Raw genomic sequence first — 23,554 nt, forward strand, 5'->3', positions numbered from 1 at the left:
CATGCCTTCATTGTCTGTACGCGGGTCGCTCCTGCTTGTGTGTGCCCTTGCTGTGACTGGCTGCGCCAGCCTGCAGAGCCAGGACCAGATCAACTACGCCCATTGCCGCATGGTGGGCCAGGCTTCCAAGGCCGAAAAATTCGACGTGGTGCTGCGAGAGGCCGACCTGTGCCTTGAGAAGAACCAGCTGAGCCAGCCCATGCAGAGCCTGGTGTACTGGCTCAAATCCGATGCCTACGCCAGCTTCAAGCGTTACCCGGAAGCCATCGCCGCCAAGGAAAAATCCATCGAGCTGGGCCCCAAGCCCGATGCTCGGGCGGTGCTGGACCTGAGCCGTCTGTATCGCGAAGCGGGCAACCCGCAAAAGGCCCTGGAGCTGGTGCAGTCCAACCTTGACAACAACCTGGGCGAGGCGGGCAAGGGCAGCGGTTTCAACATGCCGACCTACTACCACCTGGGCCAGACGCTGTACGACCTGGGTCGCTATCGCGAGGCCGCGGAAGCCTACAGCACCGGCCTGTTGAAGCAGCCCGACTATGCCTGGGCCTTCTACCACCGCGGCCTGGCCTACGACAAACTGGGCCAGACCGACGACGCCCGCGCCGACTTTGCACAGTTCGCCAAGCTGGTGAACCAGAAGTACGTCGAGCCGCAGCACCAGGCCAAGCTGGCCGAGTACAAGATCAAGCTGCCTTGAATGCAGCGTGGTTGATGCAATAAAAAAGGCTCGCCTGATCGCGAGCCTTTTTTTATCCGCGAACGCTGTTCGTCAGTCGTCCGGATTGATGGCGAACTTCAGCTGGTTGCCCTGCAGGTAGACCACCGCTTCACGGCCATGGATATCCACCGGCCGGGCCGACATTGCGTCGTGATCGGTGACTATCTTCGACAACTCCTTGCCCCGCATATCGACCCGCCAGATACAGGCCCGGGGCCCTTGGTTATCGAAGTACAGCACCGGGCGCGTGGTGCTCCAGGTCGGGTTGACGATGGCCCATCCGGCATCGGGCTGTTTCTGCTCGGTGATGTTCTCCGAATGGCTGCCCGCGTTGGCGCGGTCATAGTTCAGGGACAGCTGGCTGCTGTCGCGATTGAGGTCCTGCTCCACCCGCGCCCGGGCGTGCATGAAGGTGTTGGAGCCCACCTGGAACACCTGCTGGGTGCTGGCGGGCGCGCTGCGCGAACCCAGACGGTAGACCATGCTTTGCTGCAACTGGCCCGCCAGCTGCTCGCGGTAGTAGAACTGGCCATCGACTATCCCGGCGTAGCGCGGCCCCTGGTCGTTGGCCCCGGGATTGGCCCAGCCGGCGAAGGCGATGTCCTGGGCGATGGGATGCAGCCCCGGCTGGTCATCGGCGTACTCATACAGGGTGCCGACATACACCGGCTTGCCCTGCTGATAGCGCCCGACAAACAGCACCACATGCAACACCCCGGCTATCACCTGGGCATCGACGATCTGCTGGTCGCCCTGGGGCAGGGTGCTGTTGAAGGTGGCCAGGGTGAAGTTCTGCCAGTCGTCCGGGTCATAGACCAGGTACGCCTCGCCGGGAGCCAGTGGGCGCAGTGCGTCCGGGGCGGGCTCGGGAGGAATCGGCAGCGACGTGAGCATTTTCACCTGGGCCCGGTAGACCGACTCCAGGCAATCGGTGTCGGGGCAGGTATTGCGGGTGTTCTTCAACCAGTGGCCTTGCAGCAGGCGGAACACCTGCAAGTGCTTCAGCGCCTGGTAGCGGCGGGTCATCTCCTCGTCCTTGGCGGACAGCGTCGGCGTGGCGCAGACAGTCTTTTCCACTTGGGTCGAGGCCTTGGCGCAGTCGAAGCCGGCGGCCTGCAGATCGGGCGCCAGCGCGAGGCTCATGGCCGCCAGCGAGAGCAAAGGGAGCTTCATCAACACATCCTTGTCGAAAACGGGTCAGGGGGTCTGGAACGTCTGCAGATAGGCCAGCAGATTATCGATTTTTTCCTCATCGCTCAGCCCCCAGAAAATCATCCGGGTACCGGGCACCACGGCCTTGGGGTCTTCCAGGTACTGGATGAGCTTGTCCCGGCTCCAGACAATGCCCGAGGACTTCATGGCCGTCGAGTACTGGTAGTCCGCGGCGCTGCCGGCGGGGCGGTCGATGATGCCATTGAGCTGCGGCCCGAAGGAACTGCGTACCGAAGGCCCGATGTTATGGCAGCCGCTGCACAGGCGCTTGAACAGCTTGGCGCCGGCTTCGGCATCACCGGCCAGGGCCGGGGCGCTGAATAGCAGGGAGTGGAGCAACAGGGTCAGGATCGATACGGCGATGGGCTTCATGGGCGGCCTGCGTGCAGCTGGAATCGGCGGCTATTGGAGCATGAAGCGCATGCCTGGGGGGAGCCTTGCGATACAAGGCTCAGAAGCGCCCACTGATACCCAGCAGCGGGCCCTTCTGGACGATGTCGTAGACAAACCCGTCATGGCGATAATCGACCCCCATGGCCCGGTAGCCGGCCACCGCCGAAAAGCCCGGCAGGAACTCCCAGCCCGCCAGTGCGGCCAGGTCCCAGTCTTCCCGGGACTGCCCGGCGCCCGCCATGCCCCAGGCGGAGAGCCAGAACCGCTCATTCACGGCGTAGTGCCCGCGCAACCCCGCCATCGCGTCGGCCCAGGTGGCCTTGTCCGAGCCCGACAGGCCGCCGGCCGGCCCACCGTGCAGGGTGATGCTGGTGCTGCTGTACCAGACGCGCACGCCGCCGGCGATGTCCAGGCGATGATCGTCATCCCCCAGCACCTGGTAGCCGCCCCCCAGGAAACCCGAGGCGGTCTTGCTCTGCACCTCAAGCTTGGATGCCAGCGCTCCGGCTGGCAGCCGGTTGCGGGTGTCGGTGTCGATGTACATCAGGTCGGCGAGCACGCTGTAGGGGCCGCGCCGCGCTTCGCCCATCAGCATCACCGACATGTCGACACTGCGCGCGATGTCCGAGAAGTCGGACTTGATGAACTGGGTCCCTGTGCTGCGGTGGCCTACGTGCCCGCGGATCCCGGCGCCCCACACGTACGGGCCGCCGTTGAAGCGCCAGCCATCGTCGTCTGCCGCCATGGCCACGGGCGGCAGGCTGGTTCCGGCGGTCGTCAAGGCACCGAGCAGCAGCGCCAGGCGGGTGCGCCGGTGCAGCAATGATGAGGGCGGATGGTCACGGTGGATCATGCTATTTCTCCGGTCAGTGCTGGGTCAGCCCAAGAGCCACGCCTTCGGCTGCGCAGTCCTTGGCAGGCTTCAGGCCGGCTTGCTGCGCCGCCTTGACCTCCTCCTTCGCGGCCGCCAGATCGGCGAGGAACGCCGGATTGCCATGCAGGCTGGCCACCGTCGCGGCCCCCATGATGCGGCCAGCGTCCACGTCGCTCTGCCAGTGGGCGTCGCAGATGACCCGGCTTTGGCCGTATGCCAGGCCACGGGTCATCAGTTCGGTGGCGCGGGCCGGGTTGATCTCGGCCAGGACCAGGCCCCAGGCCCAGCCCGCGGCGGAGTGGCCGGAGGGCCAGGAGCCATCCGTGCGCAGCAGTGGCTCCATGTCCTTGCGGCACGTGCCTTCGTCATGCACCACGAAGGGGCGAGTACGGTTGTAGGCATTCTTTCCGGCGTAGGTGGAGCCCCCGGCATCCGTCAGGGTGCGCTGCATCAAGGTATAGAGATGGGGTGTGCTCTTTTCGCTGATCTGCGTGCCCAGCGCGCAAGAGAAGGTTTTCGCCGGGCCGGGGAATGACAGTTCTGCATCGGTTGCCGCGAGTTTCTCCCGGCTCGAGCCACGCAGCGCCAGCGCCGCACGCCGTGCTTCTTCATCCCGCGCGAGAGCCGCGGAGCCCGGTTTTGGCGGGGCCCCGAGCAATGCCAGGCGTAAAGGCAAGTCAGCCGGTTCAAGGTAGCCTGGCGCCAGCTTGAAGTGCGGGTCGGTGACCTTCGTGGCGGCGTCCTCGGCCAGCGCCCATGCCGACCAGAGCAGGCCGGCCAGGGACAGTGTCACCGCGAGGGGGTCAGGTATTTTTTTCATCGTGCGTTCTCTTTTCTATCCATGACCACGGCTGATCAGAATCGGTACAAGGCGTCCAGATAGGCTCCGGCACCGACCTTTTCCCCCGTCAGCGGGCTGTCACGGGCGTCGGAGACCAGGGCGTAGGTCTTGATGCCACCTTCCAGTGCCACCTGTGGCTGCCATTGCCAGGTCAGGCCCAGCTTCAAGGTCACGTCGCGCATCCCGCCACCGGGGTGGTATTCATCGAACCGGGTGCGTGCGGCTTGCTGGGCGGTGACGCCGAAGCGGGCCATCATGTCGTTCTCGTTGCTCCAGGTACCGTACAGCGTCGAGTCCAGGGTCAAGGTCGAAGACAGCGGGTAGGTGGTGGCGACCCCGGCTTCCAGGTACGTCGTACGGCCCAGGCTTTCGCCACCGTAATTGCGCCTCTGGCTCGATTGCAGGCCGCGTACGAACAAGCGGCCGGCGGGCAGGATCCAGTACGCTTCCGCCCCCACCAGGGCGGTGCTGTCCAGGTTGCCCATGCCCCGCAGGTAGTCATCACGGCCGTCCAGGGTGTGAATGCGTTCCTTGCGCCCCGGGTCATAACCCACCAGCAGGGCCACGCCGAAAGGCGCCAGCCCCGGCAGATCCCACCGCAGCCCTTCCGGAAAGGCCGCGGTAAAGGTGCCCCAGTCCTGGGTCGGCATGACCGCCTTGAGCTTCAGTGACGGGAAGGCGGCGTAGTGGGAAGAGCCCTGGTACAACGGGCCAACAGCCAAGCCACCGCCTACCGTCACCGATGGCGTGCCGCCTGAATCGGCCGGGGCAGCCTGGGCAGGCGGCACGAGCATCAATGCAAGGGCTGCACTTAGGGAGAACACCACGGGAGACCTGAAAGAATGTGAATGATCCTTGAGTGTCATTGTTCATTTCCTTGGGTGTGAACTCTGTAGTGCAGAGCCATTGCTGAGTTGATCACCAATATTCAACTTGCAGGTGCTGGTATCCGAGGCGAGTGCAGGCCGGTAAACCCCCGGCGCAAGCGCTGGCCTCATTGATCGCCCCAGTGCGTTTACAAGTACCGATGGCAGGAGTCCGTCCTTTCGACAAACTTGCACTTGCTCGAATACTCGAATTTACAAATCGACGGGCTCGGGCGTTGGAAAACGCCATTGGCCACTGAGTATTTCGTTACTCGGTCGATAGAGCCTGACGGTGTAGTTCCAGCCGGGTGTCGTAACCAGGCAATTGACGACCTTGGCCTCGCAACCCCCGAACTGGATGACAATTGAACCATCGGCACTTTTCTTGGCAGTGAGGTTGTTCAGCGAATAGGCGTCATAGGGGTTTTTCTGAAAGTACCCGTCGGCGTTGTAAACACTCACAGACCAGAAACTCTTGACCGGTACCTGTTCGACCTTGAGCCGGTAGACGGTTTTTCCATCGTTGTGCGGCAATACTGCTCCGAGGTAGATGGCGTCCCTGCTCGGGTTGCCGCCCCAGCCCGTTGCGGTTCCGATCAGGTGGCGCACCGGATCGACCCTGCCTTTCGGGCCAAAGGACTGGTTGTAGTCGGGAAGGGTCGAACCCAGAACAGCCAGGGCATCACGCACTTTTTTCTGGCTCGCCTGATCCCACTTCGGAACCACGAACTCCCCGTGCCTGGCCTGGCTGACCTGGATGGCGTCCTGCAGCGCATGCACCTGCTCGAGGTCTTTGCGATCCATGGGGTCGAAGAACAGGCGGATAGCGACAAATACATAGCGTGTGCCGATGTCCTCTTTCGCCAGCGTATGGGGACCGGGCCCATAAATGACTGCCGGCACGTAGTGATCTTCGTTGACCACTTGCATCGACATGAACCTCTCACCGGCTTCAGGCAAGGTGACAGTCACCGGGCCGGCATCGAGATCGAACACCGCTGACGAGTAAAGCGTGTCCCTGTTCATGCGGATGACATCCTGAGCGTCGATGGCAACCGCTTCGCGGCTGTGAACAAACCGCCCCAAGCCTCCACTCTTCACACTCTTGCCCATGTAGAGGTCGGACTCGGCGCGAGCAAAGTTATCGACATTTACCCGCACCGTCGCATCAGCGGATGACTGAGCGTGTGCACTGGCAAAAGTGGCCAGCGTCAGGGCGACGATGCAGGCCGTGGATGAATCGGGCATGTAAACCTCTAGCGTTTTTAAGTGGGCATTACCTTTTCAGACTGTAAAAGAACACCCCGCTGGAAACTTGCCATTTGGTGCCAAAAGCACACCAGGCAAGTACCGCGAAGTGGGTTATTTGAAGGCGCCCGATAGTGGGGCGGGAGGGTCAGGCGAAGAGGTTAACGATCATCTTTCAAGAGCGAGCGGTAGCGTGACGGCGAACTTCCGGTCCAGCGCTTGAAGGCTCGGGTAAAGTGCGCCTGATCACTGTAGCCCACCATGTAGGCAATCTCGGTCGCGGTGTATTTGCCGCTGGCAATCAATTGCAGTGCTTCGCTGCGACGGGTTTCGTCACGCAGGTCTTCGAAGTCCATGCCGCAGTACTTGAGGCGCCGCTGTAGCGTTCGGGAAGACAAGCCGATGTTTCTTGAAATAGCGGTAAGTTTGGATCGATCCTGATCCGCGATCCGTTCGATCAGCACACCGGCGGCTTGCGCGGTCGACTTCAAGGCCTCGGTGACTTTCCAGGCGTCATCCCGGGCAGGTTGCAGAGGGGTGTCGAGCAGCTCACGATCGAATTCGATCATGTTGTGCTTCGCGTTCATGTGCAGATTCGGCCCCAGGTACTCCTCCAGCGCCTCATCTCCTCGCTCCCGCGGGTTTTGCAGATGCACCCGTATGGCGCAAGGCTCGCCGGACATGAGCGGCACTTTCCTCAGCAGCGCCAGAGTGCCGAGAATGACCTGCTTCGGATCAGCCCCGTGCTGCCCGGTGAATTGCTGGATCAGCTTCGTCGTACGGCCTTCGGTAACGATTCTTACGTCACTTCCTTGATGCAGTAAGTCCGTATGGATCGCTGCCACTGCGCACGCCTGGGCAAGGTTGGTCGAACCCAGGATCAACCCGCCCCAGGCGCCGAGTGAGCGTACTTCGATCAAGTGCCCCACCGTTGCACCCGCGAAGGGGTCCTGTGCGACCGCGGCCATTTCATTGGCGATGTGAAAACAGGTCGCTCGCGGCACCCAGGCATCCGGGTATTGAAAAACCTGCGGGGAAATCCCGTAGCGCCGGAAGAACTCCAGCGGCGACACCCCGCGCATGCTCAGGTAGGGCGCTATTTGCTGAAGCGTGCTGAGTTTGATGGAGGGCGTTGCATGGGTCATGAGCGTTTGCACCTGGTTCAAAGGCCGTGCACGTGAAGAACGTCCGAGTCCGCAGGAAACACTAGCGCAAAACACCTGCCGGAGTCGTGCTGGCGATGTGCATTAAACACGAAGGATATTGTGCTTGTGGGACTTGCGAAGAAGGGTAAGGGGGCTGAAGCGCGGCGATACCGGGTCCAGCAAGGTGCTGAAGGCATCGGGAGAGGATTGTTTGACCCTGGAAACAACAAAGCCCTCGCATCGCTGCGAGGGCTTTGTTTTGTATGGTGCCGGCACCAGGAGTCGAACCCGGGACCTACTGATTACAAGTCAGTTGCTCTACCAACTGAGCTATACCGGCGTGTCAGGGCGACGATTATAGCGATTGGCGGGCTTCTGTAAACCCCTGAAATCTGACTATTTTTGCGAAGCGCTCAGGGCCGCGTCCGCTGGCAAACGATTGGCTGGCCCTCCTCAGGAGCCTTGCGCTATCGATTCGGCGAGGATGCACAGCAACTCGAACATCAGGGTCGCGCCCACCAGGGCGGTGGCGCCGCCGACGTCGAAGGGCGGCGAGACTTCCACCACGTCGGCGCCGACCAGGTTCAGGCCGCGCAGGCCGCGGATCATCTGCTGGGCCTGGAGGGTGGTCATGCCGCCGATCTCCGGGGTGCCGGTGCCGGGGGCGAAGGCCGGGTCGAGCACGTCGACGTCGAAGCTGATGTAGGTCGGGCCGTCGCCCACCACGCGCCGGGCTTCGGCCAGGGTGGCTTCGACGCCGATGTCGGCGAACTCTTCCATGTGGATCACGCGAATCCCGCAGTCCCGGGCGAAAGCCTCGTCGTCGGCGCTGTAGATCGAACCGCGAATGCCGATCTGCACCGTGCGCTTGGGGTCCAGCAGGCCTTCTTCGATGGCGCGGCGAAAGGGCGTGCCGTGGGTGTAGAGGTTGTCGCCGAAGTAGCGGTCGTTGGTGTCGGAGTGGGCATCGAAGTGCACCATGCCGATGGGCCGGTGGCGGGCCAGGGCGCGGAAGATCGGCAGGGTCACCAGGTGGTCGCCACCCACCGCCAGGGGCACGGCGCCGGCCTGGTGCAATTGGCTGAAGAAACCTTCGATCTGTTTCAGCGAATCCAGCAGGTCGATGGGGTTCACCGGTGCATCACCCAGGTCACCGACCCGGACCAGGTCATAGGGGGCGATGCGGCTGACATGGTGCACCTTGCGCATCAGGCTCGACTGGTTGCGCACCTCCCGCGGGCCGTGGCGGGCACCGGCACGGTTGGTGGTGCCGCCGTCCCAGGGCACGCCCACCAGGGCGATCTGCACCTGGGCCGGGTCGTCGAACAGCGGCAGGCGCATGAAGCTTGGAATGCCGGCGAAGCGTGGGACCAGGGCGGCATCCACGGGTTGGGGAAAGGGCTTGGACATGGCGGGGTTCCTTGTTCGCTGTGAAGGATTTATTCGGTGGCGCTGCGCAGTGCCGGTGCCGCCCGGCTTGTCAGGCTGACGCCGACAAAGGTCAGCAGGCTGACCCCGAGCCCGTAGTAGATCGGGGTGTTGGCGAGAATGCCGTCGCGGACCATGAACGCGATCACCGTCAGGCTGCCGGTGAGCATGCAGGCGATGGCGCCCCTGGCCGAGGCGCGACGCCACAGCAGCGCGCCCATGATCGGCACCAGCAGGCCGCCCACCAGCAGGTTGTAGGCGATGCTCAGCCCGGCGATCACGTCGTTCACCAGGCACGCCATCAACAGCATCGCCGCCCCCAGCCCGAGGGTGATCCAGCGGCTGCTGGCCAGGTGGTTTTCCCCGCCCCGGGTAAGGAAGCGGCTGTAGATGTCTTCCTTGAGCACCGTGGCCGACGCCAGCAGGCAGGCGCTGGCGGTAGACATGATGGCGGCCAGGGCAGCGGCCACCACCAAGCCGCGCAGGCCGGCGGGCAACACGCTGCGGGTGATTTCGGCGAAGGCGTTTTCCGCCACCGCCAGGTCCGGCAGCAGCAGCTTGGCGGCGGCCCCCACCAGGGCGCAGGCGGCGCCATAGAACATGCAGTAGATCCCGGCGCCGAGCCCGGCGTAGCGCACCACGCTTTCACTGCGGGCGGTGAACAGCCGCTGCCAGATGTCCTGGCCGATCAGGGCGCCGAAGAAGTACAGCAGGAAGTAGGTGAGGATGGTGTCCAGGCCGATATTGCCCAGCTCGAAGAAGCCCGCCGGCAGGTTGGCCTGCAAGGCTTCCAGGCCGCCGGCCTGGCCCAGGCTCATGGGCAGCAGGACGCCGAAGATCCCCAGGGTCATGATCACGAACTGGATGATGTCGGTGAGGGTCAGCGACCACATGCCGCCGATCACCGAGTAGAAGATCACCAGGCCGCCTCCGCAGAGGATCGCTGTGATCCGCGGGATCTCGAACACCACTTCGGTGATCGAGCCGATGGCGATGGTGGCGGTCACCGCCACCATCAGGTCGTAGGCCACCATCACGCAGCCACCGATCAGCCGCGAGGACGCCTGGTAGCGCTGCTCTAGGATCTGGGTCACGGTAAAGACCCGCAACTGGGCGATCTGCCGGGAGAACACCAGGCTCAGCACGATGATCCCCAGGCCCAGCATGAACACCAGCCACAGCCCGGAAATGCCGTAGCTGTAGCCCAGGCGCACCGAGCCTATGGTGGAAGCGCCGCCGAGCATCACCGCCGACAGCGTGCCCAGGTACAGGGCCGGGCCCAGGCGGCGCCCGGCCACCAGAAAGTCATCCTGGTTTTTCACTTTGCGCATGCCCCACCAGCCGAGGCCGGCCATCAGCAGGACGTAGATCGCCATTACCAGATAATCGAGTGCCATAACCGTCGCTTCCTTTTGTTTTTGTTGTTGAAGGCAGGTCGGCGCAGCGTAGGTGGCAGGGGTTGCCGGGTACATCCCGGCGGGCACAAGCTGGCTTGTGTTTTGTGGAAAGTGCCTGGGTGGCAGTGAAGGCTGCGGGCACTCGGCCGATAGCCTGTGCGGGCCCGGTGGCCGCCTCAGTCAAAGGAAACTTCAGTGATGAATCTCGCAACTCCCACCCTGCTGGCCGCGTTGGCGTTGCTCGGCGCTTGCAGTGCCAAACCGGTACAGCCCTATTCGGAACCGCCCCTGAGCGTGCCGACCGCGCAGTTGCGGGTGATCACCAACGGCGAGGTGCGCGGGGACGCCTATGCCGGGTGCCTGGGGGACAGCAAGCGCCTGGCCAAGGCCGGGCGTTTCGGCAGCGATCAACAGGCCAACATCAACTACCCGCAGTTCCCGGTGCAGCCCCGGCAGATCGACATGCTGCCCAGGTTCGCGCCGAAACTGCCGGCCTACGCAGGGGCGATCCGCAGGGGCGAGGGCGCCTACAACGAGATCGCCACCGAGTACCGGGTACCGGCGGGCCGGCCTTTCCTGCTGGAAGGCGGGGGCGTGGCGGCAGGTGGCTATGGCAGCACCTACAGCACCTGCCCTGAGGTGAGGAAGGTGGTGCTGTTCGAGCCGGGCAAGAGCTACGAGGCCTATGTCGGTCTGAACTACATCCCCCAGGCGAACGGCGAAACCGCAGCCATGTGTGCCTTTGCGGTGTACCAGTTGTTGCCCCTGGGCAAGCCGGGAGCGGTCATTCCGATGGCGGTCCAGGCCAAGCCGCCGGTGGACAGCAAGTGCCCGGGTAGCTGAGCCGTTGGAGGGTAGCCCCGGCCTGGGGTAGCAGGCCGGGGGTGAGGGCTGGTCTAGGCCTCCCAGCCCGCGTCGCGCACCGCCTGCTGCACGAGTGGATGCAGTTCGGCCCCTTGCTGCTCGGTCTGCCAGGCCAGCAGTTCCTTGCGCATGCCTGGGGTCCAGAACATCTGCATGTGGTTGCGCACGCTGAGCACGGCCTGTACCTGGTCCGGCTCATTGGCGAAGTACGAGGCGATCTGGTTGGCCATCTTGATCAGGTTGGCGGTGCTCATCGGCGCACCTCCGCCTTGCCGCCCCGGGAGCGGCCACGCTTGTCCAGCAGGCGATGCTGCTCTTCGCTGAATGCCTGGTAGCGCTTCTGCCATTCGGAAGGGTGGTAGACGCGGCTGACTTCCACCGCGGTGACCTTGTATTCCGGACAGTTGGTGGCCCAGTCGGAGTTGTCGGTGGTGATCACGTTGGCCCCCGACTCGGGGAAGTGGAAGGTGGTGTAGACCACCCCCGGTGCCACCCGCTCGGTGACCCGCGCCCGCAGCACGGTCTGCCCGGCGCGGCTGCCGATGCCCACCCAGTCGCCTTCGTTGATGCCCCGGCTCTCGGCATCGGTGGGGTGGATTTCCAGGCGGTCCTCGGCGTGCCAGGCGACGTTGTCGGTGCGTCGGGTCTGGGCGCCGACGTTGTACTGGCTGAGGATGCGGCCGGTGGTCAGCAGCAGCGGGTAGCGACCGTTGACCTTCTCGTCGGTGGGCACGTAGCCGGTGAGCATGAAGCGCCCCTTGCCGCGCACGAACTCGTCGATGTGCATGGTCGGCGTGCCGTCCGGCGCGGCGTCGTTGCACGGCCATTGCAGGCTGCCGTGGCGGTCCAGGCTGGCGTAGCTGACGCCGGTGAAGGTCGGGGTCAGGCGGGCGATTTCATCCATGATCTGCGAAGGATGGTTGTAGTGCATCGGGTAGCCCAGGGCCGCGGCCAGGGCCAGGGTGCCTTCCCAGTCGGCCTTGCCACCCAGGGGCTCCATGACCTTGCGCACCCGGGAGATGCGCCGTTCGGCGTTGGTGAAAGTGCCGTCCTTTTCCAGGAACGAGGAGCCCGGCAGGAACACGTGGGCGAACTTGGCGGTTTCGTTGAGGAAGATGTCCTGCACCACCACGCATTCCATGGCCGACAGGGCCGCAGTCACGTGCTGGGTATTGGGGTCGCTCTGGGCGATGTCCTCGCCCTGGCAGTACAGGCCCTTGAAGCTGCCGCCCAGGGCCGCTTCGAACATGTTGGGAATGCGCAGGCCGGGGTCGGCTTGCAGGGTGACGTTCCAGGCCTGCTCGAACTCCTGGCGCACCGCCTGGTTGGAGATGTGCCGATAGCCCGGCAGCTCGTGGGGGAAGGAGCCCATGTCGCAGGAGCCCTGGACGTTGTTCTGCCCCCGTAGCGGGTTCACCCCGACCCCTTCGCGACCGATGTTGCCGGTGACCATGGCCAGGTTGGCGATGCCCATCACCGAGGTGCTGCCCTGGCTGTGCTCGGTGACGCCCAGGCCGTAGTAAATCGCGGCGTTGCCGCCGGTGGCGTACAGGCGCGCGGCAGCGCGGATGTCGGTGGCGGGGACGCCGCAGATGGCGCCGAGCACTTCCGGCGAGTTGTCGGCGCGACTGACGAAGGCGCTCCACTGGGCGAAGGCTTCCGGCTCGCAGCGGGCGTCGACGAACCCCTGGTTGACCAGCCCTTCGGTGACGATCACATGGGCCAGGGCATTGAGCATGGCGACGTTGGTGCCCGGGCGCAGAGCCAGGTGCAGCTCGGCGCGGGCGTGTACCGAGTCCACCAGATCGATGCGTCGCGGATCGATGACGATCAGCTTGGCCCCTTCACGCAGACGCCGCTTGAGTTGGGAGCCGAACACCGGGTGGGCGTCGCTGGGGTTGGCGCCCATTACCAGGATCACGTCGGCCTGCATCACCGAGTCGAAGCTCTGGGTCCCGGCGGATTCCCCCAGGGTCTGCTTGAGACCGTAGCCGGTGGGCGAGTGGCAGACCCGCGCACAGGTGTCGACGTTGTTGTTGCCGAAGGCTGCCCGCACCAGTTTCTGCACCAGGTAGGTTTCTTCGTTGGTGCAGCGGCTGGAGGTGATACCGCCGATGGAGTCGCGGCCGTACTTGAACTGGATGCGCCGCAGCTCGCTGGCCGCGTAGGTCACCGCTTCGTCCCAGCTGACTTCCTGCCACGGGTCGCTGATGTGTTTGCGGATCATCGGTTTGGTGATGCGGTCAGGGTGAGTGGCGTAGCCCCAGGCGAAGCGGCCCTTGACGCAGGAATGGCCGTGGTTGGCCTGGCCGTTCTTGTCCGGAACCATGCGCACCAGCTGGTCGCCCTTCATCTCGGCGCGGAACGAGCAGCCCACCCCGCAGTAGGCGCAGGTGGTGATCACCGCCCGCTCCGGCTGGCCGATTTCCACCACGCTTTTTTCCATCAGGGTCGCCGTCGGGCAGGCCTGCACGCAGGCGCCGCAGGACACGCATTCGGAGTCGAGGAAGTTGTCGCCACCGGCTGCCGCGACCCGGGATTCGAAGCCGCGGCCGCTGATGGTCAGGGCGAAGGTGCCCTGGGTTTCCTCGCAGGCGCGCACGCAGCGGTTGCAGACGATGCACTTGCTCGGGTCGTAGTCGAAGTAGGGGTTGGAGGTGTCTTTCTGATCGTCCAGGTGGTTGGCGCCGTCATAGCCGTAGCGCACTTCCCGCAGGCCCACCTGGCCGGCCACGGTCTGCAGTTCGCAGTTGCCGTTGGCCGAGCAGGTCAGGCAGTCGAGCGGGTGGTCGGAGATGTACAGCTCCATCACGTTGCGCCGCAGGGTCGCCAGCTTTGGCGTTTGCGTATGCACCACCATGCCTTCGCTGACCGGGGTGGTGCAGGAAGCCGGGTAGCCGCGCATGCCGTCGATTTCCACCAGGCACATGCGGCACGAGCCGAAGGCTTCCAGGCTGTCGGTGGCGCAGAGCTTGGGGATGGTGGTGCCCAGCAGGGCGGCGGCGCGCATCACCGAGGTGCCCTGGGGCACGCTGATGTTGCGTCCGTCGATGTTCAGGCTGACTTGCACCTGGCTGTCGCGGGCTGGGGTGCCGAAGTCCACGGCATTGAGGTCGATGTCTGTGGCTGGGTCGAAAATACTGATCATTGGTCGGCCTCCGAGGGCTGCAGACCGAAGTCGGCGGGAAAGTGCTTCAGGGCGCTGGCCACCGGATAGGACGTCATCCCGCCCAGGGCGCACAGCGAGCCGTATTGCAGGGTGTCGCACAGGTCTTTGAGGATCAGCGCCTGCTCATCGCGGCGGCCTTGATCGGGGGCTGCCAGCAGGCGGTCGATGACCTCCACGCCGCGGGTCGAACCGATGCGGCACGGGGTGCATTTGCCACAGGATTCCTCGGCGCAGAATTGCAGGGCGAAGCGCGCCATGTGGGCCAGGTCCAGGCTGTCATCGGCCACCACCACACCGCCGTGGCCGAGCATCGCGCCCATGGCGGCGAAGGCTTCGTAATCCAGCGGCGTATCGAACTGTGCAGGGGGCACCCAGGCGCCGAGTGGGCCGCCGACTTGCGCAGCCTTCAGCGGCCGACCGCTGGCGGTGCCGCCGCCGTAGCCTTCCACCAGCTCGCGCAGGGTCAGGCCGAAGGCCCGTTCCACCAGGCCGCCGTGACGCACATTGCCCGCCAGTTGGAAGGGCATGGTGCCCAGGGAGCGGCCCATGCCGTAGTCGCGATAAAACGGCGCGCCCTTTTCCAGGATCAGTGGCACCGAGGCCAGGGTCAGCACGTTGTGCACCAGGGTCGGCTGGCCGAACAGGCCTTGCAGCGCCGGGATCGGCGGCTTGGCGCGAACGATGCCGCGCTTGCCTTCCAGGGAGTCCAGCAGGGCGGTTTCTTCGCCGCAGATATAGGCCCCGGCACCGACCCGAACCTCCATGTCGAACGCCTGGCCGCTACCGCCGGCATTGGCCCCGAGATAACCGGCATCCCGGGCGATTTCCAGGGCTTCGCGCAGGGTCGCCACCGCCTGGGGATATTCCGAGCGCACGTAGATGTAGCCGTAGCTGGCGCCGACCGCGATACCGGCAATGGCCATGCCTTCGATCAGCAGGAACGGGTCGCCTTCCATCAGCATGCGGTCGGCGAAGGTGCCGGAGTCGCCCTCGTCGGCGTTGCACACCACGTACTTCTGCTGCTGCGGCGTGTCGCGCACGGTGCGCCATTTGATCCCGGCGGGGAAGGCCGCGCCGCCGCGGCCCCGCAGGCCGGAGTCGAGCACCGCGGCCACGGTCTGGTCACCGCCCAGGGCGACGGCGCGGCTCAGGCCCTCGAAGCCGCCGTGGGCCCGATAGTCCGCCAGGGACAGCGGCCGGGTAATGCCGGCGCGGGCGAACAGCAGACGTTGCTGGCTCTTCAGGTAGGGCAGGTCTTCCACCCGGCCCAGGGCCAGGGGATGGCTGGCGGGAGCGTCTTGCAGGGCGTTCAGCAGCGAGGGTACGTCGGCGACGCTCACCGGGCCGAAGCCCAGGCGTCCGTCCGGGGTATCGACTTCCAGCAGCGGTTCCAGCCAGTACAGGCCACGGGAGCTGGTGCGTTGCAGTTGCAGCGGTAGTTGGTGCTGCTCGGCCTGGGCGGCGATGGCGTCGGCCACCGCGTCGGCGCCCACGGCCCGGGCCAGGGAATCACAGGGCAGATAGAGGCTTGGCATCACGCGTCCTCCCGGCAACTGTCCAGCAGCGCATCCAGACGTTCGGCGCTGACCCGGGCATGCAACTGTCCGTCCAGCTCCAGGGCCGGCGAACAGGCACAGGCCCCCAGGCAGTACACCGGCCGCAGGCTGATGGAGCCGTCGGCGCTGCTACCGTGGTCATCCAGTTGCAGGCGTGCCCGCAGTTGCGCCGCCAGCTGCTCGGAGCCGCGGCTCTGGCAGGACTCGGCGCGGCACAGGCGCAGGATGTGGCGCGCCGGCGGTGCGGTACGAAAATCATGGTAGAAGCTGATCACCCCGCGCACTTCCGCCTGGCTCTGATTGAGTGCATGGGCGATTTCGGGGACGGCCAGATCGGGGATGTAGCCGAGCTCTTCCTGGATCTGGTGGAGAATCGGCAACAGCGCACCCGGGGAGCCTTTGTGACGCTCCAGCAGGGTGTGGATCAACGGCAGATGCAGTGTTTCATCAGGCATACAGCAATTCCTCACGGTCACGGACAAACCTGGTGGTTGTCGGCTGTCCGAAAGTGTCGGCTGCGGCGCTGGTTGCCACGTCACGGTAGCGCGGCGTTTCAGGCCGTTGGCCATGCACCCTGAATGGGCATCTTGTTGTACCCGGCGCGGTCGTTGCCGCACCTGTTCAGGGCATAAAGGGCAGCTTGACACGCTGCTTCTGGTTCATCTGCACGAAAGCGACGTGTTCGGTTCCATCTACGACCACCCATTGAGTCTAGAAGAGCCTGGGCAACCGGGTGGGCGAACGGGGCACTATCGGATAAAACGCGGGGAGTGAGGGATGACTTCGGTCAGCTCGGAAGCGAATAGCCAGGGAGTAGGGTGGGCCCTGTGGCGAGGGAGCAAGCTCCCTCGCCACAGGCGCTAGGAGCGGGCGCGGCGCTGGGCGGCGTACTGCAAGGCCAGGCGGCCCATGAGCACCAGCAGGGTCAGGCCGATCAGCAGCACCGAGATCGCCGCCACGCTGGGGTCGACGTTATCGCGCAGGCCGCTCCAGATCCGCCGCGGCAGGGTGTTGACGTCGACACTGGTGATGAACAGGGTCACCGCCACTTCCTCCCAGGACAGGGCAAAGCTCAGCAGCGCGGTGGAGAAGATCCCCAGCTTGAGGTTCGGCAACATCACCAGGAAGGTGGTCTGCATCAGGCTCGCCCCCAGGTTGCGCGAGGCCAGCTCGATGCGCCGGTCCACCTGGCTCAGCGCCACCAGCATGGTCACCACGCCGTAGGGCACCACCATCACCACATGGGCGATCACCACCCCGGGCAGGGTGTCGTAGCCCCAGCCCGGGGCGATGCGCCCGAGGTTGGTTTCCATGAAGTACAGCACCAGCGCCGAGATCACCGGCGGAATGGCCATGGGCAGCAGCACCAGGCCGATCAGCAGGGTTGCCAGGCGCGAACGCAGGTACCAGATGCCGAGGCTGAAACTCACCGCCAGCAGGGTGGCGATCAGGCTGGTGGCGCTGGCGATGGCCAGGCTCTGGCCGATGCTCGACAGCCAGTCGGGGTTGCTCAGCAGCGCCTCGTAGTGGCGCAGCGACCAGTGGCCGTCGGGCATCGACAGGTAGCGTTTGGCGGTGAAGGAAACCGGGATCACCGTCAGCAGCGGGAACAGCATGAAGGCCATGGCGACCACGGCGATCAGCCGGGTACTCAGGGCAGTGCGATGTGTATTCATAGTGACCTCAACCCACCAGTCGATTGACACGGGTGATGCGCATCAGCAGCCAGATCAGCGCGCTGACCAGGGTCAGCAGCACCAGGCTCAGGGCCGCGCCCAGGCCCCAGTTGCTGGTCTGGAACATCTGCAGGAACACGTATTCGGCAATCATCACCGTCTGCCCGCCACCCAGCAGCACCGGGGTGATGAAGAAGCCCAGGCAGAACACGAAGACCATGATGAAGGCCCCCAGCAGCCCCGGCAGGGTCTGCGGCAGCAGCACCTGCCAGAAGGTGCGCAGGGCGCCGGCCCCCAGGCCGCGTGAGGCCAGCAGCACCCGTTGATCCAGCTGGCGCATGCTCGACAGTAGCGGGAACAGGGCATAGGGGATCATGAAGTGCAGCATGCCGATCACCACCCCCAGTTCGTTGCGGGTCAGTTGCAAGGGGTGATCGATCCAGCCCAGGGACAGCAGGCTGTCGTTGACCACGCCGTTGCTGCGCAGGGCGATCAGCCAGCCGAAGGCCCGCACCAGCACCGAGATCCAGAACGGGATGAACACGCAGATCTCCACCATGCGTTGCCAGAACGGCGGGCTGAACACCCAGCAGTAGGCCAGCAGGTAGCCGATCACCAGGGCCAAGAGGCTCACGGTCAGGCACAGGCGCAGGGTGCGCAGGAGCATGTCGTGGATCGCCGGGTCGGTTGCGATGCGCTGGTACTGCCCCAAGCCCGTCTCCGGCAGGGTGAAGCTCCAGCTCACCACGCCGAAGAACGGCAACAGGTAGAACACCACCAGTAGCAGCGGCAGCGGGAACAGCAGCAGGCTGCGTTCCAGGCGTGCGGTTCGGGTTGCACTCATGGTCGGCGGCTCATTTGGACAGGTGGGTCAGGTACTGCTCCAGGGTGCTGGAGTAGTGGTCGGCGTACCACTGGGTGTCGAGGAAGATCTGCTTCTTCATGTTGGCTTCGGAGGCGCAGTTGATCTCCCGCTGTTCGGCGCTCATCAGTTGCTGGGTGGCGGCGTTGGACGGGCCGTTGCCCAGGGCCTCGAACAGCTTCAGTTGCCCGGCCGGCTGCAAGGCGTGCTGGATGAACTGCATGGCCGGTGCGGTGCCCGCGGGGTTGTCCTTGAGCACGCCCCAGCTGCTGGCGTTGAGGAAGGCATGGTCGAAGCCCCACTTGATGCGGCCGCCGCTGTCTTCGTGGAGCAGGGTGGCGCGGGTGTGCCAGATGGCGCCCATGGAGGCTTCGCCTTCGATCATCAACTGCTGGCTTTCCGCACCCGAGCCCCAGAACGACAGGACATGGGGCTTGAGCTCATCGATCTTGCGCAAGGCGCGAGGCACGTCCAGCGGGTACAACTGCTCGGCGGCCACGCCATCGGCCAGCAGCGCGGCTTCGAGCATGCCGTTCATCCACTTGTAGAGGGTGCGCTTGCCGGGGAATTTCTCCACGTTCCAGAAATCCGCCCAGTCCTTGGGGCCGTTGTCGCCGAACTTCTGGCTGTCCCAGGCGATCACGTAGCTGAACAGGTAGCCGGCGATGCCGTGCTCGTGGGACAGCGACGGCGCCACCAGGTCCCGCTGCACCACGCTGTAGTCCAGGGGTTGCAGGACCTTGTCGCGGCCCAGGGTCATGGCGCTGTAGCTGTCCACGTCGACCACGTCCCAGCTCGGCCGGCCGCTGGCCAGCTGCGAACGGATGGCCCCTTCGGTGGGGCCGGCGCCGTCGATGCGCACCGGGATGCCGGTGCTCTTGGTGAAGCTGTCGGTCCAGGCGCTGCGAAAGGCATTGAGTGCGTCGCCGCCCCAGTTGACCACCACCAGGGGCTTGTCGGCGGCCCAGCTGATACCGCTGCGCAATGCCAGGGGCACCGCCGCCAGCAGGCCCATGGCCTGGAGGAAGGTGCGGCGGCTGACCTGCCCGCCGCGGGCTTTTTCGATGAGGATTTCAATGCAGTCGCGTTGATGGTGCTGGCTCATGGGGCAAGTCCTCGCGAGGCCGGTGCAGGGCGCGCCGGCCGATTATTGTTATGGGAGAGCTGTGCGCGATGGGGGAGCGGCCGGCTCAGGCTTCCAGCAGGAAGCTGTGGCGTACCGGCCAGCTCAGCCACACCGGGGTGCCGCTGGGCAATCGGGCGCCGGGGTGGTCGCCGGGCACCGAGAGGTTCACCGGTGCCAGTTCCGGGCTGATGTTCAGCGCCAGGTGGGTGCTGGAGCCCTGGTACACCCGCTCGCCGAGGCTGGCGGGCAGCACGTTGTGCTCGCCGGCTTGCGGGCGCTCGGTGTGCAGGGTCATGTGTTCCGGGCGTACCGCCAGCAATTGCGGCTGGCTGCTGATTTCCCCGGACGTGGTGGCCTGCAGCGGGCTGTCGCCAAAGCGTCCGCTGGCCTGGCTGCCGTTGCGGGAAATGCCTTGCAGCGGGAACAGGTTCATCTTGCCCAGGAACTCGGCGACGAAGCGGTTGCGCGGGCGGTCGTAGATGGTTTCCGGGGTGTCGATCTGTGCCAGCCGCCCCTGGTTGAAGATGGCGATGCGGGTCGACAACGCCAGGGCTTCACCCTGGTCATGGGTGACGAAGACGAAGCTGGTGCCGACCTGGCGATGAATGCGTTGCAGCTCGGTCTGCAGTTGCTCGCGCAGGTTCTTGTCCAGGGCCGAGAGCGGCTCGTCCAGCAGCAGCATGTCCGGCTCGAACACCAGGGCCCGGGCGATGGCGACGCGCTGTTGCTGGCCACCGGAAAGTTCGGACGGCTTCTTGTTCAGGTGGGCGCCCAGGCCCACCACTTCGAGGATGTGCTTGACCCGGCGCTGGCGCTCCTCGGCTTTCACGCCTCGGATGCGCAACGGGTAGGCGACGTTGTCGGCCACGCTCATGTGGGGAAACAGCGCGTAGCCCTGGAACACCATGCCGTAGTTGCGTTTTTCCGCCGGCCGCCGGCTGATGTCCACACCGCGCTCCAGCAGCTTGCCGGCGCTGGGGGTGAGGAAGCCCGCGAGGATCATCAACAGGGTGGTCTTGCCTGAGCCCGAGGGGCCGAGCAGGGTGAGGAATTCGCCTTGGCGAACGTCGAGGTCGATGCCGTCCAGGGCAGTGAAGTTGCCGTAGAACTGGCTGATTCCTTGGGCGCTGAGTTGAGTCGAGGGACTGCTGGACACTACGGAGATCTCCCGCAAAGCCGGCCTGCGCTATGGAATTTTTATTGTCGGAACAGCAGGCGGTCGGCTCATTATTGTGAAAAGCAACGCCACATCAATGGAATAATTTTTGTCTCATTGGTGAGTGAAATTTCCCAGTCGCGAGCGCCTCAGGGTTCGCCGGAGGGGGCGTCCGAGATGTGCTGGGCGCTGGTCTGCAACTGGTTCTTCAACCATGCGCTGAAGGCCTGGACCACCGAGCGCTCGGCCTTGGCCGGGTCGATCACCAGGAAGTAGCCGCGCAAGGCGCTGATGCTGATGTCGAACGGGCGCACCAGCAGGCCCCGGGCCAGGGCGTCGCCACTGAGCAGGTTGTCGCCAATCGCCACGCCCTGGGCAGCGATGCAGGCCGACTGGGCACAGTGCGCATCGGAGAAGGTGATGCCGCTGTCGGCGTTGACCTGACTGGCGCCCGCCGCTGCCAGCCAGACCCGCCAGTCGCTGGTGTCGCTCATGTGGATCAGCGGGAAGTCCTTGAGGTCCAGTGGGGTCTTCAGGCCGCCGATGGCGTTGATCAGGCGCGGGCTGCACACCGGCGAGAAGCGCAGGGTAACGATCTGCTCCACCAGCAGCCCCGGCCAGTCGCCGATGCCATAGGCGATGAACAGGTCGGCTTCGGCGTCGCTGGTGTCGTCCTGGGAGCGCGGGCTGACCACTTGCAACTGCACCTGGGGGTACTGGCGCAGGAAACCGTTGATGTGATTGCACAGCCAGAAACTGGCGAACCCCGGGTTGCAGCTGATGCGCAGTTTTCCGGACACCGACAGACCGTCGAAACGCCGCCCGGCGTCCTGGATGTCGGCCAGGATGCGCCGCACCTCCCGGGCATAGCACTGGCCCTGGTAGGTCAGGCCGATGCCGCGCCCAACCCGTTCGGTGAGGGCAAAACCCAGGCTCTGTTCCAGGCTGATGATCTGGTGGCTGATGGCGCTGCGGGTCAGGCTCAGTTGCTGGGCGGCAGCAGTGACGCTGCCCAGCCGGGCGACCGCGTCGAGGGCGCGCAGGGCGGTGATCGAGGGGTAGCGCATACAACCTCCGGGTCAAGGGAACCTGTGTTCGACGGCGTTCGTATTCCGCACATAGTGCGGCGCAGTATGGGCCGACCTCTCGGCAAACTGGTCAATTTACTTTGACATTGCCGCCTAAAAAATTCGATTGATGTAATCGGCGCTTCACCAATACTGAGCCTCGATCCGGCCTGTAGCCGACCGGACAAGCCTAATAACAACAAGAGGTCCCGCAGGCCGAGTGGGGGCGCTGTGGCGTCCTGGCGCCGGCCGGCCGGAACCTGGATAACCAGGAGTGCCGCGGATGTCCCGTTACAAAGAATTCGCCATGGATTGGGTTGAACGCCACCGCCAGCAACTGTCGGACTGGCACCAGATCATCTGGCATTACGCCGAGCCGGCCTTTCGTGAGTACAAGTCCAGCGCCTGGTACGTGCAACTGCTGGAAGCCGAGGGCTTCACCGTCGAGCGCGCCAGCGGCGGCATGCCCACGGCCTTCTGCGCCACCTTCACCCAGGGCCAGGGACCGCTGCTGGCCACCTACGGCGAATACGACGCGGTGCCCGGCAACTGCCAGGCGGCCACTACGCGCAAGCAGCCGCGCGATGGCCTGTCGCGCTTCGCTCCTGGGCACACCGACCCGCACTCGGCCCTGGGCATCAGCGCCCTCGGCGGGGCCCTGGCGGCCAAGGCGACCATGGTGGAATTCGGCCTGCAGGGCAGCATCAGGTTCTTCGGCGAGCCGGCGGAAAAGCTTCGCGCCTCCAAGCCGGTCCACGCCGCCAAGGGCTACTACGATGACCTGGATGCCGCTATCAGTTTCCACCCCACCTACATGCTGCCGCTGAACAACACCACCACCTGGGACACCCACTGCGGCATCGCCTACGCCTACATCTACAGCTTTACCTGCGAGGATCCGCAGAACTGGATCGCCGCCGATCGCTACAGCCCGATCCCGCAGAACCATCTGGCGGCCCGGGCGCCGGGGGCCAATGACGCCCTGGTGCATTTCTACACCCTGAACGAAAGCCTGCGCCGTTCGACCCTGCCGTTCACCGGCCTGTGGAGCTACAACGAGGCGATTCTCACCGCCGGCCAGGCCACCGCGGACAACCTGCCGCCGCACCTGTCGCAGATCCAGTACCTGCTGCGCTGCGATTCCATCGAGCAGGCCGAGACCATCTCCCAGGTCATGGACAACAACGCCGCAGCGGCGGCCATGGCCACCGGCTGCCGCTGGAAAAAGACCTGGGTGTGCAAGTCCCGGGGCGGCCTGCCCAACCACGTCATGGCCCAGGCCACCTACGACAACCTGGCGGCGGTGGGCGCTCCACAGTGGGACGAAGAAGCCCGGGAGATCGCTCGGGAAATCCAGCGCAACCTTGGCCTCGAAGCCATGGAACGGCCATTTCTGCCGGCCACCGAAGCCTTGATCGAACCCCAGGAATGCGAGCGCCAGATGCGCCTGCAAATGCCCGTCTGGCAGAACTACCTGACCTCCGATGACTACCCGGAATACACCTGGCACTGCCCCACCGTGCGCCTGCTGGTGGCCCGGCCGATGCTCAGCGCGCCAGCTGGCACGGTCTATCCGGACTGGGTGTCCAACGCCCTGGGGGGCATTCGCCAGACCATCGACCCGATGATCGAAGTGGCGGCCAAGACCATTGCCGCGACCCTGGTGGACCTGCTGACCGACGAAGCCCTGTTGAGTGCGGCCAAGGCCGAGTTCGTGGAGCGCACCGGTGGCGGTATCGGCGGCACTCGCTGGCAGGCGCCACTGCTGCCCGAGGACTTCAAGGTGCCCCACGATTTCCGTTGGCCGGAGTACATCAGCACGGCCCGAGGCGAAGAGTGGTGGATCCCGGCGCGAGCGGACGAATAGCCCGCGGCAGGAGGTGACAGAGCCTGTGGAAACGGCCTGGACGAGAGGGCGTTATGCCCGTTCGTTCAGGTGTTTATGCACAACGGATG

The 23,554-nt window shown here is 65.0% G+C and carries 21 protein-coding genes and 1 tRNA gene; 3 read left to right on the forward strand and 19 right to left on the reverse strand.

The genetic code is table 11. The features are described from left to right. Position 1 precedes the first annotated feature (1 nt). Positions 2–697: a tetratricopeptide repeat protein gene (locus KI242_RS01635; RefSeq protein ID WP_212805856.1), complete on the forward strand. Its 696-nt coding sequence runs from the start codon at positions 2–4 to the stop codon at positions 695–697. 72 nt (positions 698–769) lie between these two features. On the opposite strand, the gene KI242_RS01640 is transcribed toward KI242_RS01635, so the two are convergent. The 10 genes from KI242_RS01640 to KI242_RS01685 all read right to left on the reverse strand — a co-directional run bounded on the left by KI242_RS01640 (position 770) and on the right by KI242_RS01685 (position 10,122). Further along, the gene (locus tag KI242_RS01640; RefSeq protein WP_125062534.1) at positions 770–1,891 is read right to left on the reverse strand and encodes a hypothetical protein; all 1,122 of its coding nucleotides are present in this window, start codon (positions 1,889–1,891) and stop codon (positions 770–772) included. A 24-nt stretch (positions 1,892–1,915) separates the two neighbouring features. Continuing rightward, on the reverse strand, positions 1,916–2,302 hold the full coding sequence (locus tag KI242_RS01645) for a cytochrome c family protein (protein WP_011058696.1): 387 nt from the start codon (positions 2,300–2,302) through the stop codon (positions 1,916–1,918). Between the two features lie 79 nt (positions 2,303–2,381). Then, positions 2,382–3,176 (reverse strand): hypothetical protein, encoded by a 795-nt coding sequence (locus KI242_RS01650; protein ID WP_212805857.1) that lies wholly within the window; start codon positions 3,174–3,176, stop codon positions 2,382–2,384. 13 nt (positions 3,177–3,189) lie between these two features. Beyond that, entirely contained in the window at positions 3,190–4,017 is an 828-nt protein-coding gene (locus KI242_RS01655) for a phosphatase PAP2 family protein (protein WP_212805858.1), read from the reverse strand. A 35-nt stretch (positions 4,018–4,052) separates the two neighbouring features. Further along, positions 4,053–4,904, reverse strand: a complete 852-nt coding sequence (locus KI242_RS01660) for a MipA/OmpV family protein (RefSeq protein WP_212805859.1) — start codon at positions 4,902–4,904, stop codon at positions 4,053–4,055. Between the two features lie 213 nt (positions 4,905–5,117). Continuing rightward, a complete protein-coding gene (locus KI242_RS01665; RefSeq protein ID WP_210693206.1) occupies positions 5,118–6,152 on the reverse strand; it encodes a DUF1254 domain-containing protein in 1,035 nt (344 codons plus the stop codon). A gap of 161 nt (positions 6,153–6,313) precedes the next feature. Further along, positions 6,314–7,297 carry an AraC family transcriptional regulator gene (locus KI242_RS01670; protein ID WP_123431230.1) on the reverse strand — a complete coding sequence of 328 codons (984 nt, stop codon included), beginning with the start codon at positions 7,295–7,297 and terminating at the stop codon, positions 6,314–6,316. A 264-nt stretch (positions 7,298–7,561) separates the two neighbouring features. Continuing rightward, a tRNA-Thr gene (locus KI242_RS01675) sits at positions 7,562–7,637 on the reverse strand. Positions 7,638–7,750: 113 nt separating this feature from the next. Beyond that, the gene (gene speB, locus KI242_RS01680) at positions 7,751–8,707 is read right to left on the reverse strand and encodes an agmatinase (protein WP_019093902.1); all 957 of its coding nucleotides are present in this window, start codon (positions 8,705–8,707) and stop codon (positions 7,751–7,753) included. 29 nt (positions 8,708–8,736) lie between these two features. Then, a complete protein-coding gene (locus tag KI242_RS01685) occupies positions 8,737–10,122 on the reverse strand; it encodes a sodium:solute symporter (RefSeq protein ID WP_015633802.1) in 1,386 nt (461 codons plus the stop codon). A 198-nt stretch (positions 10,123–10,320) separates the two neighbouring features. On the opposite strand from KI242_RS01685, the gene KI242_RS01690 reads away from it, so the two are divergent. Beyond that, on the forward strand, positions 10,321–10,965 hold the full coding sequence (locus KI242_RS01690; RefSeq protein ID WP_212805860.1) for an amidase: 645 nt from the start codon (positions 10,321–10,323) through the stop codon (positions 10,963–10,965). A gap of 53 nt (positions 10,966–11,018) precedes the next feature. Here KI242_RS01690 and KI242_RS01695 read toward each other — a convergent pair whose 3' ends face one another. The 9 genes from KI242_RS01695 to KI242_RS01735 all read right to left on the reverse strand — a co-directional run bounded on the left by KI242_RS01695 (position 11,019) and on the right by KI242_RS01735 (position 21,598). Further along, entirely contained in the window at positions 11,019–11,240 is a 222-nt protein-coding gene (locus KI242_RS01695; protein WP_011058705.1) for a formate dehydrogenase subunit delta, read from the reverse strand. Further along, on the reverse strand, positions 11,237–14,134 hold the full coding sequence (gene fdhF, locus KI242_RS01700; protein ID WP_212805861.1) for a formate dehydrogenase subunit alpha: 2,898 nt from the start codon (positions 14,132–14,134) through the stop codon (positions 11,237–11,239). Before fdhF ends, KI242_RS01695 begins: the two co-directional genes overlap by 4 nt. Continuing rightward, positions 14,131–15,690, reverse strand: coding sequence for an NADH-ubiquinone oxidoreductase-F iron-sulfur binding region domain-containing protein (locus KI242_RS01705; RefSeq protein ID WP_212805862.1), 1,560 nt, complete (start codon positions 15,688–15,690; stop codon positions 14,131–14,133). Before KI242_RS01705 ends, fdhF begins: the two co-directional genes overlap by 4 nt. After that, on the reverse strand, positions 15,690–16,166 hold the full coding sequence (locus KI242_RS01710) for a formate dehydrogenase subunit gamma (protein ID WP_123724165.1): 477 nt from the start codon (positions 16,164–16,166) through the stop codon (positions 15,690–15,692). Before KI242_RS01710 ends, KI242_RS01705 begins: the two co-directional genes overlap by 1 nt. A gap of 405 nt (positions 16,167–16,571) precedes the next feature. Then, the gene (locus KI242_RS01715; RefSeq protein ID WP_019093897.1) at positions 16,572–17,387 is read right to left on the reverse strand and encodes an ABC transporter permease; all 816 of its coding nucleotides are present in this window, start codon (positions 17,385–17,387) and stop codon (positions 16,572–16,574) included. 7 nt (positions 17,388–17,394) lie between these two features. Beyond that, positions 17,395–18,231, reverse strand: coding sequence for an ABC transporter permease (locus tag KI242_RS01720; RefSeq protein WP_047283525.1), 837 nt, complete (start codon positions 18,229–18,231; stop codon positions 17,395–17,397). 10 nt (positions 18,232–18,241) lie between these two features. Next, the gene (locus KI242_RS01725; protein WP_015633809.1) at positions 18,242–19,354 is read right to left on the reverse strand and encodes an ABC transporter substrate-binding protein; all 1,113 of its coding nucleotides are present in this window, start codon (positions 19,352–19,354) and stop codon (positions 18,242–18,244) included. A gap of 85 nt (positions 19,355–19,439) precedes the next feature. After that, positions 19,440–20,531: an ABC transporter ATP-binding protein gene (locus tag KI242_RS01730; RefSeq protein ID WP_053148571.1), complete on the reverse strand. Its 1,092-nt coding sequence runs from the start codon at positions 20,529–20,531 to the stop codon at positions 19,440–19,442. Positions 20,532–20,680: 149 nt separating this feature from the next. Then, positions 20,681–21,598, reverse strand: a complete 918-nt coding sequence (locus KI242_RS01735; RefSeq protein ID WP_011058712.1) for a LysR substrate-binding domain-containing protein — start codon at positions 21,596–21,598, stop codon at positions 20,681–20,683. A gap of 283 nt (positions 21,599–21,881) precedes the next feature. Here KI242_RS01735 and KI242_RS01740 point away from each other — a divergent pair, with 283 nt between their 5' ends. Next, complete coding sequence (locus KI242_RS01740) at positions 21,882–23,465, forward strand: peptidase M20 (RefSeq protein WP_053148574.1); 1,584 nt, start codon at positions 21,882–21,884, stop codon at positions 23,463–23,465. Positions 23,466–23,554 lie beyond the last annotated feature (89 nt).

The organism is Pseudomonas sp. Eqa60 (genome assembly GCF_018326405.1).
Taxonomy (GTDB): domain Bacteria; phylum Pseudomonadota; class Gammaproteobacteria; order Pseudomonadales; family Pseudomonadaceae; genus Aquipseudomonas; species Aquipseudomonas protegens.

Bases quoted from the DNA above. Each gene is read 5' to 3' on its own strand.
- KI242_RS01705 (WP_212805862.1), bottom strand. From the start codon at position 15,690: ATGCCAAGCCTCTATCTGCCCTGTGATTCCCTGGCCCGGGCCGTGGGC.
- KI242_RS01735 (WP_011058712.1), bottom strand. From the start codon at position 21,598: ATGCGCTACCCCTCGATCACCGCCCTGCGCGCCCTCGACGCGGTCGCC.
- KI242_RS01715 (WP_019093897.1), bottom strand. From the start codon at position 17,387: ATGAATACACATCGCACTGCCCTGAGTACCCGGCTGATCGCCGTGGTC.
- KI242_RS01640 (WP_125062534.1), bottom strand. From the start codon at position 1,891: ATGAAGCTCCCTTTGCTCTCGCTGGCGGCCATGAGCCTCGCGCTGGCG.
- KI242_RS01670 (WP_123431230.1), bottom strand. From the start codon at position 7,297: ATGACCCATGCAACGCCCTCCATCAAACTCAGCACGCTTCAGCAAATA.
- KI242_RS01685 (WP_015633802.1), bottom strand. From the start codon at position 10,122: ATGGCACTCGATTATCTGGTAATGGCGATCTACGTCCTGCTGATGGCC.
- KI242_RS01635 (WP_212805856.1), top strand. From the start codon at position 2: ATGCCTTCATTGTCTGTACGCGGGTCGCTCCTGCTTGTGTGTGCCCTT.
- KI242_RS01740 (WP_053148574.1), top strand. From the start codon at position 21,882: ATGTCCCGTTACAAAGAATTCGCCATGGATTGGGTTGAACGCCACCGC.
- KI242_RS01725 (WP_015633809.1), bottom strand. From the start codon at position 19,354: ATGAGCCAGCACCATCAACGCGACTGCATTGAAATCCTCATCGAAAAA.
- KI242_RS01710 (WP_123724165.1), bottom strand. From the start codon at position 16,166: ATGCCTGATGAAACACTGCATCTGCCGTTGATCCACACCCTGCTGGAG.
- KI242_RS01665 (WP_210693206.1), bottom strand. From the start codon at position 6,152: ATGCCCGATTCATCCACGGCCTGCATCGTCGCCCTGACGCTGGCCACT.
- KI242_RS01645 (WP_011058696.1), bottom strand. From the start codon at position 2,302: ATGAAGCCCATCGCCGTATCGATCCTGACCCTGTTGCTCCACTCCCTG.
- KI242_RS01720 (WP_047283525.1), bottom strand. From the start codon at position 18,231: ATGAGTGCAACCCGAACCGCACGCCTGGAACGCAGCCTGCTGCTGTTC.
- KI242_RS01655 (WP_212805858.1), bottom strand. From the start codon at position 4,017: ATGAAAAAAATACCTGACCCCCTCGCGGTGACACTGTCCCTGGCCGGC.
- KI242_RS01690 (WP_212805860.1), top strand. From the start codon at position 10,321: ATGAATCTCGCAACTCCCACCCTGCTGGCCGCGTTGGCGTTGCTCGGC.
- KI242_RS01660 (WP_212805859.1), bottom strand. From the start codon at position 4,904: ATGACACTCAAGGATCATTCACATTCTTTCAGGTCTCCCGTGGTGTTC.
- speB (WP_019093902.1), bottom strand. From the start codon at position 8,707: ATGTCCAAGCCCTTTCCCCAACCCGTGGATGCCGCCCTGGTCCCACGC.
- KI242_RS01695 (WP_011058705.1), bottom strand. From the start codon at position 11,240: ATGAGCACCGCCAACCTGATCAAGATGGCCAACCAGATCGCCTCGTAC.
- fdhF (WP_212805861.1), bottom strand. From the start codon at position 14,134: ATGATCAGTATTTTCGACCCAGCCACAGACATCGACCTCAATGCCGTG.
- KI242_RS01650 (WP_212805857.1), bottom strand. From the start codon at position 3,176: ATGATCCACCGTGACCATCCGCCCTCATCATTGCTGCACCGGCGCACC.